Source organism: Pseudomonas baltica (genome assembly GCF_031880315.1).
In the GTDB taxonomy this organism is placed as follows: Bacteria; Pseudomonadota; Gammaproteobacteria; order Pseudomonadales; family Pseudomonadaceae; genus Aquipseudomonas.
In genome coordinates, this window is sequence record NZ_CP134771.1 from 2,099,086 (window position 1) to 2,113,922 (window position 14,837).

Annotated in this window: 9 protein-coding genes; 6 read left to right on the plus strand and 3 right to left on the minus strand. The window is 54.7% G+C overall.

What is annotated here, in order from left to right:
* Position 1: 1 nt before the first annotated feature.
* Positions 2 to 799, minus strand: coding sequence for a hypothetical protein (locus REH34_RS09180; protein ID WP_311971439.1), 798 nt, complete (start codon positions 797 to 799; stop codon positions 2 to 4).
* A 518-nt stretch (positions 800 to 1,317) separates the two neighbouring features.
* Here REH34_RS09180 and REH34_RS09185 point away from each other — a divergent pair.
* Positions 1,318 to 2,537, plus strand: a protein-coding gene (locus REH34_RS09185; RefSeq protein WP_311969563.1) for an IS3 family transposase whose coding sequence is annotated in 2 segments (ribosomal slippage) — positions 1,318 to 1,663 and positions 1,663 to 2,537 — 1,221 coding nt in all. Because the reading frame shifts where the segments join, the coding sequence is not laid out codon by codon here.
* Positions 2,538 to 3,189: 652 nt separating this feature from the next.
* On the opposite strand, the gene REH34_RS09190 is transcribed toward REH34_RS09185, so the two are convergent.
* A complete protein-coding gene (locus tag REH34_RS09190; RefSeq protein ID WP_311971440.1) occupies positions 3,190 to 6,066 on the minus strand; it encodes an AAA family ATPase in 2,877 nt (958 codons plus the stop codon).
* 277 nt (positions 6,067 to 6,343) lie between these two features.
* On the opposite strand from REH34_RS09190, the gene REH34_RS09195 reads away from it, so the two are divergent.
* Both REH34_RS09195 and REH34_RS09200 read left to right on the plus strand, forming a co-directional pair.
* A complete protein-coding gene (locus REH34_RS09195) occupies positions 6,344 to 10,309 on the plus strand; it encodes a DUF4365 domain-containing protein (protein ID WP_311971441.1) in 3,966 nt (1,321 codons plus the stop codon).
* Positions 10,310 to 10,602: 293 nt separating this feature from the next.
* Positions 10,603 to 12,006 (plus strand): hypothetical protein, encoded by a 1,404-nt coding sequence (locus REH34_RS09200; RefSeq protein WP_311971442.1) that lies wholly within the window; start codon positions 10,603 to 10,605, stop codon positions 12,004 to 12,006.
* 118 nt (positions 12,007 to 12,124) lie between these two features.
* Here REH34_RS09200 and REH34_RS30165 read toward each other — a convergent pair whose 3' ends face one another.
* A complete protein-coding gene (locus REH34_RS30165) occupies positions 12,125 to 12,250 on the minus strand; it encodes an SEC-C metal-binding domain-containing protein (protein ID WP_080269595.1) in 126 nt (41 codons plus the stop codon).
* Positions 12,251 to 12,253: 3 nt separating this feature from the next.
* On the opposite strand from REH34_RS30165, the gene REH34_RS09205 reads away from it, so the two are divergent.
* From REH34_RS09205 to REH34_RS09215, 3 genes are all read left to right on the plus strand, one after another.
* Complete coding sequence (locus tag REH34_RS09205; protein ID WP_024678814.1) at positions 12,254 to 12,454, plus strand: hypothetical protein; 201 nt, start codon at positions 12,254 to 12,256, stop codon at positions 12,452 to 12,454.
* A 167-nt stretch (positions 12,455 to 12,621) separates the two neighbouring features.
* Entirely contained in the window at positions 12,622 to 13,650 is a 1,029-nt protein-coding gene (locus REH34_RS09210; protein ID WP_059764592.1) for a hypothetical protein, read from the plus strand.
* Between the two features lie 372 nt (positions 13,651 to 14,022).
* Positions 14,023 to 14,793, plus strand: a complete 771-nt coding sequence (locus REH34_RS09215; RefSeq protein ID WP_311971444.1) for a hypothetical protein — start codon at positions 14,023 to 14,025, stop codon at positions 14,791 to 14,793.
* Positions 14,794 to 14,837 lie beyond the last annotated feature (44 nt).

A 14,837-nucleotide genomic window follows, 5' to 3' on the forward strand; every position in this document is an offset into this window, starting at 1 on the left:
GTCAGTGTCCCGATTCCGCTTTCAAAAAATCCTCTAGACGCTTCAGCGTGCCCTTGTGCAGAGACAGCACCACCAGCGTTTTGAAGACAGACCCGCTTGCTAGGTCAGTTGTGAACTTGGAGATGGTTTTTTCTGCAACGCGCTGGGAGACATCACTGAACAGGGCCGATATCAGAAAGACGTTATTGTCAGCTGCAGTCGCCGATTGCCCCACGGCCATGTCAGCCTCAAGCTCTAGAATCTCCAGCACGGAGTCCCTGAAATCAGCCTTGGCGTGGATGGAGTTGCGGGCCGCGTTGATCGCGTTCTGCCAATGATTCATCTCCTGCTCCGCGAGTCGCCCCTTTAGATCATCGCGGGCCTTGGCGAGCAGATCACGAGTGGCAGTACATGGGGTCTTGCCCACCCTCATCCCACCGGATTTCACCTCGGTGATCCAGACCTCTTTGCTTGACGATTCATAGAGCAGCAGATCGAAGCCCTTGCGGATGCTTTTCTCTTCCATGTTGAAAAATGGAGAGACAACGTCAAAGCCAGGGAAAAGCTTCAGGATCACAACGTGGGACAGGAGCTCTCCGAGCATTCCTACCTGAGTCTTGCGTGTTTTACCGGAGTATCGATCCCAAAACGCACGCAGGGTTGCCGGGTACTTGTACAAAGCTCTGTCACGGCTCGCCTGGTCAACGCCATGGCATATCCGCGTCAGATTTTCCCGTAGGGCATCCTTGAGCTCATCAGATAGATGCTCGATACAGCACAACGCGTACTGATCAACCTCCTTGAAACTTACGCCATCCATAACCTATCCACGAGGGTCATCCCTGGTAATTCCCTTGCATGACGATAGCGGCCAAACGCCACCCATCAATGCAAACTATCGTGATTCCGAGGCCGAGGTAAACAGGTAATTGCGTCCTTGCGAAATTAGCCAGACGTCATCACGTAGACGCCCAGGAGCGACTAGACGATATCACTATCCTAATGCGTGGCTTGCGGATGCACTAGCACCCAGCGATGATCGCTTTGCGGGGTCTCAGCCGCCGTCCCATCTGGGTCACATGTGGTACTACGAGGGCTTATTCGTGACACCTGGAATCTGCGCCTGCAAACCCGAGTTCTTAGCCGATGGTCAGTGCTTGTCGTGCGACGATACCCGAGTCAGAAACCTCAACCGAGAGAAGACGCTGAAGAGCAACCATGCCAGGCGAATTCCTGGATGGGATGACTACCTCGCCTTTGAGGGGGCGTGAACGAGCCCCATGAAAGACAGGACACCGTTCCCCCCTTAAGATAAGGGATAGGCAAACGGGTATGTATATGACTAACAGCAACGATAAGGGTGGCGAGTTGCTCGGCCAGGAACGCCGGCGCCGCTGGAGTACCGAGCAGAAGTTGGCCATGGTTCGCGAGAGCCTTGAACCCGGACAAAGTGTGTCCGTGGTGGCTCGACGCAACGGCATCAACGCCAACCAGCTGTTCCTGTGGCGCAAGCTGTATCAGGACGGAAGCTTGTCGGCGGTCAGTGCTGGCGAGGCCGTTGTACCTGCGTCGGAACTGACCGACGCGCTCAAGCAGATCCGCGAATTACAACGGATGCTGGGCAAGAAGACGATGGAAGCCGAAGTCCTCAAAGAGGCCGTGGAGATCGCCCGGTCGCGAAAATGGATTGCGCACTCACCCTTGTTGCCGGGGGACGACCAGTGAAACTGGTCAGCGAATGTCTCGGTGTGTCGCGCTCGCAATTAACGGTTCGGATCAAGCAATCGGTATCGCCCAAAGTACGGCGACGTCGGCTCGTGAACGATACGGAGTTGGTCGCTGAGGTTAAGCGGCAAGTCAGCGAGTTGCCGAGCTATGGCTACCGTCGTGTTTGGGGGTTGCTGCGCCGCGAGCGTGAAGCCCAGTCACTGGCCCCGATCAATGTGAAGCGGGTTTACCGCGTCATGCGCGATCACAATCTGCTGCTGGAACGCCGCATCAAACAGCCAGGCGTGCAGCGCCGGCATGAAGGCAGGATTGCCGTTACGACCAGCGATACGCGCTGGTGCTCGGACGGCTTCGAGTTTCGCTGCGACGACGGTGCGAAGTTGAGCGTGACTTTTGCCCTGGACTGCTGTGACCGCGAAGCCATCAGCTGGGTCGCCAGCCCGACGGGCTACAGCGGTGACGACATCCGAGACTTGATGCTGGAAAGCGTGGAGAAGCGATTTGGCGATCAACTACCGAGCACGTCCGTCCAATGGTTGAGCGATAACGGTTCGGCCTATATCGCCGAGCAGACGCGTCTGTTTGCTCGCCAGATCGGCTTGCAGCCGGTGACCACACCGGTACGCAGCCCGCAAAGTAACGGCATGGCAGAGAGCTTCGTGAAGACGATCAAGCGTGATTACGTGGCGCACATGCCCAAGCCGGATCGAGAAACAGCGCTGCGCAATCTGACGATTGCCTTCGAGCATTACAACGAGCAGCATCCGCACAGCGCTTTGAAATATCGGTCGCCGCGAGAATTTAGGCGTTTGGCAGCAGCATCAATTTAACGGGGAGTTGGTGTCCGGTCTGGTAGGGGCAAGTCCAGGGCGCACTGCAGACTCTTGTACGCAAATTTGAGTGACCAATGGAGGTGCCCCTCCTGCGATCGGACGAAATTTGAGTTACTCCGCTGGACAATGCTTTTCCCCCACCGACCGGACAAGCGGGAAGGCTGGGCTGCGGGTCTTCACACTCATCATGATCATGGCACAAATGCTTACGGCATCAAGCCTCAGCCGGGTGAGCTCTGCCGGATCACTAGCTTTGCTCCGATAACCATTTGTGAGCAGTGCAACAGTGCTGACGGTTCAGCTAAAAGGCACCTGAATCTCCCTAGGCATTTTACTTTTGGGCCTGCGGAGATTCGGGCGTTTGTCCGCCCAACGCCACACGGCAAGCACCTCATCAAGTACGACGTCGCCAAGACGATATTCGATCAGGTTACCGCTCCCCTCCCGTTTTCCCCCTGGCGATAGCACTCAGTTAAGTTGCAACCCCCAGTTCCGGGCCCCGGATGCACCCTCTATGGATAGATGATGGCCACTGCTGCTGTTTCGATTAGCTAGGCAGTACCCCTGAATAGTGATCCGCCTACCCTGGTACATCGGCTTGAGCTCGATTAGGTCGGCTCATCCAAGCGGAGGCTTGCCAAATGTGACGCTAAATGGCCGGCAACTGAGCTGGCAATTCCCCTGCTCGCTCACGATCCGCCACGCTCACTATGCAGCGCTCGATAAACTCAAGCTCTTGGGTGAGTTCAGTGGCGCGTTTTTCCAACGCCTTCAACCCGGCCCGGTGTTCCTTTTGCACCTCTTCAGGAGCTCTGGCGAGGCCTGCTAGCTTCCTGCGGGCCTTCTCGATCTTTTCATTGACCTCAGCAAGGTACCTTTCTCCGAAGTCCTTCTTTTTGTCCATGAAGAGCTGGCATTCCAAGAAACGGATGGCATCGTAGATTTTCAAGACCTCACCACTGGTCTTGGAGTGCACGAAGTTCAAGCTTCCTTCATCAAAGGCGTGGTGCTCCTGATTTTGGCCACCCCAGTTCACCAAGTCATTCTTGATGAAATTGAAGTGCGACAGGTCGTAGTCAATGAACGGTTCCACCAGCTTGAAGGTGTGCTCCAAGCTAACCTGCAGGTACACGCTCTTCTTCAGCTGCGACTTGTTGAAATTAGCGGTGACCTGCACGCCGTTCTCAATGCAGAACTCCAGCACCATGGACTCGAACCATATCCGGCAATACAGCAACGCCTGTCGAACGTCGAAAACCGACAGAGCCACGTGCACCTTTTTCTGAAAACCACCCGCGTGATCAATGACCACGATGCCTTTGTTCGTATAGCTGAGCACATGGTTTGCGTGCTGGTCGGATTGAGGATGGCGATCAGCGATGATGCAGAAGCGCTCCCAGAAGAGGCGATCGTGGGTCGTCACCACCATCTGGATCCGGCGCAGGTAGTCATCATTGAAAAACAAGTCGATGATGTTGGATCGGTGATCCGTATCGATCGCGTTGACGACGTCATCAAAAACGATGAGCGGAAAATTGTTTTTCTCAGCCATCGCCAAGAGAATCGACAAGCCCAGTGCCCTCAGATGCCCTTCGCTGAGCACAGCAAACGCATCCAACAGAGAGCCGTCAACGTTGGTGATCTTGATCCGGTAGCTCTCCGTAAGCTTTTCAAAGGCCAGCGTCTCAATCTGCTCATGGTCATCGTCGTGGTTATTGATCGCTCGGTAGTACTCGGCAGCCTTGGCTTCGATCCCTGTAATGCGCGCTTTTTCAAGCTCCAGCTTGTAGTCCAACAGGTCGCCGTAAAGCGTTCGGTATTCAACCTCAAGATCTTTGAGCAACTGGTTGAAGTGGCTGTTATCCACCGAGTCGTTGAGCAAAGCCGTTCTCTGCGCTATCAGCGCAAGCATCCTGTCATTGGCGTCTGTGAACCCGGTTAGCGCCTGGGTTTTGAGGTCAAACTGTCGTTTCAGCGACTCATCGACCTGCTTGAGGTGTTCGATGAGCGCATCCAGACGAGCCGCTTGAACCTCCGCCTGATCAACCTCCCGTTGCCTGCGTTCGCAGGCACGCAGATAGGCCTCGATCTGGGCTGTACTGTCAGCACAGAGCGCGATGAAAGCATTGAGGACAGACGCCGCCACTGTCGAGCGGTCAGTGGCCGTATGGAACTCTGTGAGCACCGCTTCCAATACGTCCATCGCCACTGGGCAGGGTACATCGGCATAGGCATTGGCCTTCACGGAACTGACCCCGGTCGCGATCCTTGAAGCCCAGAGGACAACTTGAGTATCATTTTTCTGTTTGGATTGCTTCAGGGCCTCCAGAGCCCCGAGCGCCTTGATCTGATCACGCGCCCTTTCAAACGGGTTCACCGTGACTTGGTCAAGGGGCGTCAAACAGGCGGGACAGGTCTGCTCAGACGGCGGTTCGGTGGCTTCCAAAGCTTCCAAGGCTTCAAAAACAGCGCGATAGTTAACGTCACTGGCCCTTTGCAGAAACAGTGTCTCGATCTGCGTTTTGCGGCTGAGCAACCGCTTGGCGATGGCAGACGTACGCGCAACATGCTTGATGGGAATGACCACCGGTGCTTTGGCCGCTCGCAGTCGCTCGGCCCCACGGATGTGCATGTCTATCGTCTTGCGCAGCCGCTGTACCTTTGGACGAATTTCGAAATCCTGATCGGCCCGCAGCCCCAAGAGCTGACAGGTTTGCGAAATCGCAGCGTAGAGATCTGCCCTGTGCTTGCTCCGCACTTGGCCAAGCTCTGTTCGTGCGCGTTCAAGGTTCGCCAGGGCCTCGGCCTGGTCGGCACGCATGAATGCCTTGAGCGTAAAGCTGTCAGGGCGCACGAATCGGGAAATGACTTCCTGAAGCTCTTCCAGGCCGAACAAGGTCGCCAAGACATCACTTTCGCCACTACCAGTGTCCTTCGAGCCCAGCAGCGAAAACTCCTGAAGGCGATTGCGATCAATGAAGCAGCTCGACCAACTGATACTGGGCGCAATTTTGAGCTTATTCGTTCCCAGGAGAGCGAGCTGGGGCTTGGTTTCTCCTCGTGCAATGTACTGCTTGACCTTGGTCTTGCGCCTGGCGGCTTCCTTGATGTCCCCAGTGGTGCAAATTTCGATGGCTTCACAGAGCGATGATTTGCCGCCGCCATTGGGCGCGTAGAAAATGTTTTTCAGCTTACTGAATCGAATGAACGTGCCTTTGTCGTCGGCACCAAACTCGCCAAAGCCCCGGAAATTCCTGACGCGCAGGTGATCTAATGCCCCCAAGCCCGAGGGTGGTATCCGATCCAGTTCAGGCCTTTTATCGAGCACTTTCTTGAAGCGAGCAGCGACGCGCTGGTAGTTACGACCCAGCAATTGATCCGACGCAGTGGTGATGTGTGACTTGATGTGGTCGGAGTAGCGGCCCTTGCTTTGGTTGGCCTGGTACATACACCAGAGAAGCACCAGGTACGCATCAGTACGCCCCTCAAGGTTCTGCCTGGCAAAACTTAAAAGGTACTGACTCATTGCGCCTCCTCCCTGGTACGCATCAGCGTAACCGGACTGGCATCAGGAAGCCATTATCGAGCGTTGTGGATGGGCCGCTGTCCGGAAAAACTTGGGCGGTCTCATACAACATGGGGGATGCACCCAACCTGACTCGCAGCCCCAGTTACAGAGATATTGATCCCATAGTCTGATCCCAAACCCGGTTTGACGCCCGGTATACTCAGGACAAATAGTGCTGCATCAAAACGCCGTTCAAGCCTCCAGCACCCATTTTTGATAATACCGAGGAAGCACCATGCCAGTTGACGGGCCTCTACCTGGGACGGGTGATCAGCACGACATCAATGCCGATGCAACACGTTGCCTGATGGCTCGACATCCCAAGAATTGGCGAGTGCAAAGCCTGGAAGGGACTGACGACTATGGCTATGACTTCCAAGTGCAGACCACGCCGAATCAACAAGCGACGGATATTTTCCGTATCCAGCTTAAGGGCACCCGCTCTCCGAACCTGACGGCGGATGGCGAATACATTTCGGTGTCTCTGAAAGCCACCACTGTCCGCTATTACGCCCGAGCCGTAGAACCGGTACTTCTGGTGATCTGCGACCTATCGGTGAACGAAGATTCTGTCGACTGCCCCCTTTACTATGTTTGGCTCAGGGATGAGCTGAATCGCATCTCGGTCGACGATCTGTCCGCTGAACGCAAATCCGTCACCCTTCGTGCGCCCACAAAGAACGTACTAAAAATAGCTACGGATCTCTCGGAGGACATTCGCCACCAGAACGAACTGTCTCGCATGGGGCATATCCTGAGTGAGCGCGCAGAGCAAACACACCCAGGGATGCAAGCAGATGACCGCTTAACCCTGGTTCAGGGCGTGGTAAAAGGCGTGGCTGCACGAGGCTCCGCACTGATGAACGCCTTGGCAGGCCCAACGGAAGACTACTGGGTCAACCCAGCTCGCGGCACGCTTGCCTGGAACTTGACTCAGGCCAAGGCAGATCTACAGGTCACCGCGCTGGATCGAGCGAAGATCCAGCTCGATGAGGCAGAGCCAAAACTCGAAGGGTCGGCCACCCTTGAGCGCGCAGAATATTGGCGCCTACGTGGCAACTGGCAGGTTCAAACGGGAGATAACAGAGCGGCAGTCTCTTCCTACCAGAACGCGTATGAGGTAACGCCGTTCCCCAAGTTCCGAGCAGCCCAGGTGGAAGCGGAGATCCGCATCCGATTCGAGAACGATAGCGACTCACTTGCAGAGCTACATGATTTACTGGAGGGTGCAGATCCAGCCATCATTGCCATTCGCTCCCGGCTGCATGCCGTGCAAGGGCATTACGAGTTGGCCGTTGAGCAGGCGAATTTGCTTGCGGAACCTCAACGGTCTTTCGCCAGAGCGTTTGCACATTGGCTGTCTGAAGAACCGGCAAATGCCCTGACGGACTGCGAGGCGGGCATTGAAGCCTGTGACGCGTCCGATGACATTCGTGAACTGTTGCTGTTGCTTAGGGCCCGAGCCAAATTTTCCCTCGCAGTGGCCACCGCCACTACGCCGCGACGTGAATCTATCCCACCCGCAGGTCTTCCGGGTGTAGACCTTCAAAAGCTTGAGGAAGCTTGGGTTGCGATTAACGATGCTGTCCTGTCCATAAAGGCATCTGGCTGGGGCTCCAACATAGAGCAGCTCGTCGACATCTGGGGGGCCACAGCGTCGGCCCTTGGCAAGGCAGAGTCGATACTTGCAGACCTGAAGGATGCAGCGCAGAAGCGCCCGGACTTGCCCCATATCCATGAGGTCTTGCGGGGCATTGCGGGTCAATTGGCGGACTTCACCCTCGCATTGTCGGCAAATGATCAGTTGCCCGACTCACCTGACAAGCAGTTCTGGGGCACGCTTCTGCTCTATGAAACCCGTAAATTTCGGGCGTGCTATCAAGGCTTTGGCGCATACGTCGGTGACGTGGATCGCAGCCACCCCCTGTTTGGGGCGGCTGTCACCGCAGCGTCTATTTCGGCGCACAAATCAGTTCAGACCGGCCTCGTGAACCAGTGGATGGGGCTGCTCGAAGCAGATCCTGCTCTGGCCCCCGAAGCCGCCCTCGCACAATTTTATCTCCAGTTGGAGATGAGCAGGTTGGCCAAGGATGAGGCGTTGAGGACGCTGCAGGCCAGGTATGAAGAACTGGATCGGCCCGTCAGTATTGCACTCACCCTCATCCACGAGCTTGACCCTACTGACCCGCAGAGCGCGCAGGCGTGTGTTCGACTCTCCGAAAGGATCACTGAGCACTATGTCCTCTCGCCTGCGGTGGCTGCGCGGCTTGGGCTGGCCTTGGTGACCTTGAGAGATTGGCAAGGCATCGTAGAGCTGTGTCAAAGCAATCGAGTTCGCGTTGAGCCTGGCGATCGAATGGGAGCCTTCGAGGCATTGGCACTTGATCACCTGGGCGAAACGGAAAAGGCCCGCGATCGGTTGTTGAAAATTGTAGCCACAGGATCTGACGATCCACTGGCACTGAACACCTATGCGACGATTGCCACGCGTTGCGGCTACGTCGATGACGCCGTGGAGGCAGCGGAAAGAGCGCTCGAAACTGCGAGATCCAAAGGGGAACAATTGGAGTTCGTTAAGTTACTGTTCTTTCTCATTCAGTTTTCCGACCCAACGAGCGAACGGCTACTGGAGCTGGCCCTGCGAGCGGGCGAGCTGGTGGATCAGAGTGTAGAGAGCCAGGAAGGCACCTACTTGATGATGCACCTGAGCGGCACTCTGGGTGGACGCAGTGACATCGACCTTGCCAGGGATAGAGAGCAGTTCCGCACACGAGCTGATGCATTCTTCAGGAATTTCCCGAATTCCCGGATGCTCTGGAGAGGCGAAATCCGAGAGGGCGCCTCTGGCACGGAGTTGGTGGAAAGCCTGAAAGCACTGACTGGAATGACGCCCGACAGAGAGGCCTTCCAGAAGCGGCTAGAGCGCTCCCTACAGCAGGGATTGAATACCGTTCCTTTCTCGTGGCGTCCACGACTGGTGCTGTCTTACGTTTGCGATATCGTGCACCTGTGGGAAATTGCCAAGGTGTCCAGCCGGGATGATCGCCAGTATCACTTGGCAATGGTCAACGATACAGGTTGGCAGCCGACCAGTGCCGATGACCTGCGCAAGCGAGTGCCTTTGCTGGATTGGACAGCACTGTTAGTCCTTAACGACTTGGGGCTGATCGACGCCGTCATCACTTTCTTCGGTCAAATTGCGGTGGCCAAGGCCACGATGGAGGAGCTTGCCGAGTTCACGAACCCCGTGTTTGGAAGCCCAAAGCGAAGCAAATGCTTGGAGCTACAGAACGCTTTGAAACCCCATCTCGCCTCGATCCTTCAGCCCTCCCCTCCAGAGGTGGCAAGCGAGGCATCGCCCGCCAGAGTCATTGGGCGCAGCAACAGTGAAATCGTGGAGATACTTGGCAAAGAGCCGGAACGGTACCGGCTCTATTCTGATGACGAATCGCTGCGGATATTTTGTGCTGCAGGTTCCGAGGTCGACGGTTTCTGCACGCTTGATGTCCTGACCGCAATGACAGAGGTTGGGCAGCTCTCCCCTATTGAAAAAGCCGGCAAAATTGCGCAGCTGTGCGAATGGCGGGTCGGGGTAATCGTACAGCTATCCGAAATTGTCCGGCTGCTCCCCCCGGCTGCCTATACTGCACGAACCGTACGTCAAGCCGTAGAAATCCTCGACGCTGAACCTAGGCTCATTTCAGTGATCTCGGCGCTCTGGGATTATCGAGTGCCCTTTGAAAAATCGCTGGGGCATGCAGCATCGGCGTTGCATGCACTAGTGGAGCAGGCTCAGCTTCCTGAGACTGGACTAGCTGCGCTGATGCGACACTGGCATGTCAAAGCAGCTATGAAAAATGATGCCCCTGATCAGGCCCTTGAGACCATAGTCCTTTTGATCATCACCGCCGCACTCATGGGTCATTTGCCGAAGGCTTGTGCCAAACGACTCTGGGCGGTTTACAGGCTGTTGGTCGAGTCTCACCATGGAGACCAAATGGACGAGCGTCTTGAGAAGGTTTCCATCCGGTTGCTAGGTTCGAAATGTGCTCAGTTGGAATCTGTAGCGGCTGGCGAAGGGTTGCGAATCTTCACCGAGCTCAATGAGAGCCTAACGGAGGGCACGATTGACCAGTCAGAGTTCGCCAACGCTTACACCACAGCACGAATAGCGGCGCAAAGCCCCAAATTCGGGCGATGAGTGCAGGCCGCAGGCGCTGGACGCAGCGCGATGTGGCCTAAGTATGGTCGACGCTGGACGCGTCGCAGTTAGGGTTGGAGCAGATACCCTCACGCGCTTCTCGAAACGCTCTCTTGACCGCCGGAGCGAAATCATCCGCATGACGGGCCGACGAGCCCCCCCCCCGCTCAACATCCGCTAGTTGGCGCGAATCAACCTTGTGATAGAAACGGCCACCGATGCTTTTCGGCCTGCTCAGTTTCTGGCCGGGAGTGGTTATCATCGTAACCACAACACGACAGGGCAACGAGCTCATGACCTACGCACTTTTAGACAATGCCACCCTCACAGCTGTCCAGCGTGCCACTGGAGCTGTCACGGTACAAAACACCGACACGATCAATGGAGACCTGTGCGCTGTAGAGAACTTCCTCCAGGGCATTCTTTTCTATGATGACCTGTTGTGCATCGACAACTACAAGCCTCAGCACCGGGAAGCGCGGAAAAAGCAGTTCCCGTACCTGCGCTTCGTTGACCCAACCCAGTTCGAACTGCAGACGGTCGACGAGGTTGCACAACGGGAAGCCGCTCTGATCCGCCCCGAGATTCGCGGAGGTAAGTTCGTCGATGAGGACTTCGCAGGTCTCCTGGAGCAGCTGAAAATGAACATGGTCTGCACCTGGGATAAATCTTCCAGCGTGTACTACCTGACCATGAGAATGCTCGGGCACCAAGCCACTGATGCCTACGGCAAGTACAGCGCCTTGACCGCTGCAATCTTTGCCGAATTGGCAGATGTGGGCGACACACGTGGACGCTGGTCGCAAGAAGTGAAACTCGTAGGCTCCGATGGCCACGTCTTCACCGAGCAAGACTTCGCCAGGAAGAAGCCCGAAGATTTCGGCGGCGCCACAAAGCAGCTGGAGATGTTCATCGCTTCCCTGAACTGGCTGGCCTACAAATCCATCTACTATTCCATGGCAGCTAAGCACCTTAAGGCCGACTCGTTTATTCATCCGATACGCCATGCCTATCAGTTGCACTGGCTGAAAAAAAGCGGCTTCTTCGGTCACGACTTCACGGCTCGCCTCCTGGCCAACCTCTCCAGCAAAACACAGACGAGCATCGCTGAAATCAAATCTCACGGGGGTGCGCAGACTGTCGCTCTCGACCTGCCGCTTTTCTCAGCCTGGATGACCCAGGTCTCCGGCAGCGTGCCGAACGCGATCATGGCTGCCAAGCAGATTCGCAACGAAGACCATTTCGTCACCATCCGACAGACTCTGAAGGAAATACGGGTCGCGTTCGATGAAAAGGGCATCGGTGACGGCAACAGGTTGGTGACCAAATTGATAGGCGATGTTGACAAGATTTGCGGCGACCTGAAACGCAAATACGGCGTGCCCTCTGCCCAAGGCATCCAAGGAAGCTTCCTGATCAAAGCGGTTAACACCATGACTGGATGGGCCGGCATTCCGGGCTTACCGGATCGCGAGTTTGCCCTGTCCACCCCTGAGTTCATGAAGTCGCAGTCGACCAAGGCGTTCACGACCGTCGTAAAGGACATCACGGCAGAGCTGACGTCTATGGAGCGCCTCGGTGGTGTTCGAGACCTCATGGCCAAATCGTTCGTTATCGACAAAGAAAAATTCGGCAGTCCGAAGGTTCAAAACCCCCGGTACCGTCACGCGACCTCTGAGTGGCAAAAACCAATGTAAATGCCGCTCCGGAGCCCGCCCCAGGGCATTGCTGTACACAGGGCGGGCCGTTCTGATGATGGGAGGCTGCCCACGTTGATCTGCATTCAGACCTCAGCATGACGACGCTACGCGCAGTTTAGAGACAGCAGTTTTTGTACTTAACACCGCTTCCGCAGGGACAGAGTTCGTTGCGCCCGTATATCCTTGGGATCAGTTGACCACTACAAAGTTTCGGTTCAGTCTTTCCGCCATGGATGGCCATTGCGTGATATCCCTGGCGTTTACCGACTTCAACAATGGTCACAATCGGGAGAGTGAGATTGAGCTGCGCATAAAGAAGATCGAGTTCGATGAGGCCCGTCGTGGGCTGGACAAGAATGAAGCGAAGCAGACGATCCTCAAGGAACTCGAATTTGAGAAGATCGAAATGTTCAAGAGGTTAGCGAAGGTCGACGAAGCTGCATAACGATGCAGTTTCAACAACGGTGTCAGCAGCCTCTCACGACCAATGAACATGCTCATCGTGGACGCGCTCGAATTGATCGTACGACTGAAACACGGCATCGTCACTTAGCCGCTGCAGTTACCTTGCAATCTGACAATCTGCCAATCCTGTGAAGGACATCGGAATCTATGGACAGTGTTTTTGAAGGAACCTTTCCCACCAGCGCGGGCCCAGAAGAAATTCTTCCGCAAGATGCGCTCTCGATCCTGCCATTCGCGCCCGAGGCCATAACTGCCTGGGCCACGCAAAACGATTTGCATACCTACATCAACAAACTCCTCGCAGGCACAGGCTATGAGGATCAGGCGGACATCAGGCTGGAAGGCTCGATCCAAGTAGCATTGGAGTTAGCAGACCAGTTCACCGAGATTGCAACTCAATCGGAGCCGGCACTAGGAGCAAGAACACAGTCGGTCTCCCTGGTTGATTTTAAACATGATCCGGTGTTTGGGCGGTTGGCCAAGGCATTGATAGCCTGGCAAGAGACTATCGGAAACGTCTTGTCTGAAGCGGGATACTTTTCTCTTTCACACATGCTTGAGACTCGGTCGGATCTGATGTGCTCCGTCCAGCTGGCGAGTGGGCTGTACTACCGTCAAGCTATGCAAGTGCTGCGAGGATTCATCGAAAGCGTCATCTCGCCCATCTATTTTTGCAAACAGCCCGATGAGTACAAGGAATGGAAATCCAACGACTACCGATCGCCGACGCTACGTGGAGACAAAGGGGTGCTCCCTCGCTTGCGTAAGGCAGGGATCATTTCGGTGGAAATGGAAAACACTATTTCTGAGGCTTACGACCTGCTCAACGGTTATATCCACGGTAACGAAGAGAAACTGAATAACACCGGCCTTGATCGAGGCGAGTGGGAAGGCCATGTTTTCCAGCCAGTGCGCTTCCAAGCATGGGCGAATGTCTGCGCCTCACTCATCGAAGCTTCACTACCTCTGGTCAAAATCAATCTGTCGCAGTGGGCAGCCGCGAAATCCGATTGGGATCTGTTTTGCCACGTATGCCACGGTCATGACCTCGAAACCCAGCAGCAAAGAGATGATCCGCCGATGACTCAGTTTCGCTGCAAGCAATGCACCCACACCTTCTGGCAAGATGAGGATGATCAGCAGTTCGTGCATGCAACCGTAGAGTTCTCGGACTGATCATCTCAAGGTTCAGGGAAGCCCAGGGGAGCTCGGCTTCCGGCTAGACGACGCTTTCCTCATTTGACCTGCGCTGATGACGAACCATGCCCTGGGCTCACATATCGCCCTTATTGACCGCCCTATCGATGGAGGCAGGTGAACTCAAAAGCCACTTGCCCATTGACAGTTAGACCAGCGGCTTAGCCATGCAAGTGGTGCAGGCGGACAGAAATCGCTCCATTTTCTCGTCTATGTGAGGTTCAAGGTAGATCGCCTCCAGCGACCCATAACGGGCTTTAGGTTCATACCGTACTAATTCAAGAAAATTAGCTCCACACCCGATTAACAAACACTGAAACCCAGCCCACTAAAAAACGCTAAGGTAAATTTGTGAAATCACCACTAACGCTAGCTGCAACCCAGGCACTTAGCCAAAACGATACAACTTTGAAGCCGCTTTTGCGAGAAACCTATAGATTTCCTGACGGTGCTCTATCGCGCGCACGCGGAAATCTAAGACTGCAAGCTATTCAACGAATTGACGACATCGTAATGTTCCATCAGTTTGCAATGTTCACTCACATGCAAAGCAATGAACTCATCGCCCCAGTCTTTGAGGCCTTCAACGAACATTACGGCCGCATGTTCGACAATATGGGAGATGATCAAGAAAAAATCTCTTCCGCCCGATTGGCATTCCGAAACTTCAACGAAGTGGCACAGCTTGAACAAATACAGTGTATCGCCAATGAAAGCTTAGTTATTAATCTATGGGCAACAATAGAGCAGATTTTGACTCGCTGCCTAGAACTTATTGAAAACCCCGCTCCTGGGAACCGCGCCCCACACAGATGGGATATTATTGAAAAACACTACACGAATCACAACGCAAACCTAAATAAAGCCAGCTCATACTCCACCGTCAACGAACTAAGGACACTGAACAACAAAATCAAACACTCTTACATAGTCGACAAAGATCTAATAAAATTCGAACACTTCAAGAATCATGAAAACAAAAGAATCAACACAATACCACTACGAACATTTGACTACACACTAGCGGCATACAATTTTGTATGCTTTATAACCAACAGAACCGGAGAAAGTATCTTTTACCCAGAGAACGAAGAGGATGACTACGACGACTACGACGACTGAGCTAGACATTGGTTACTGATAAATAGTTGGCATCAGGAGCCTCC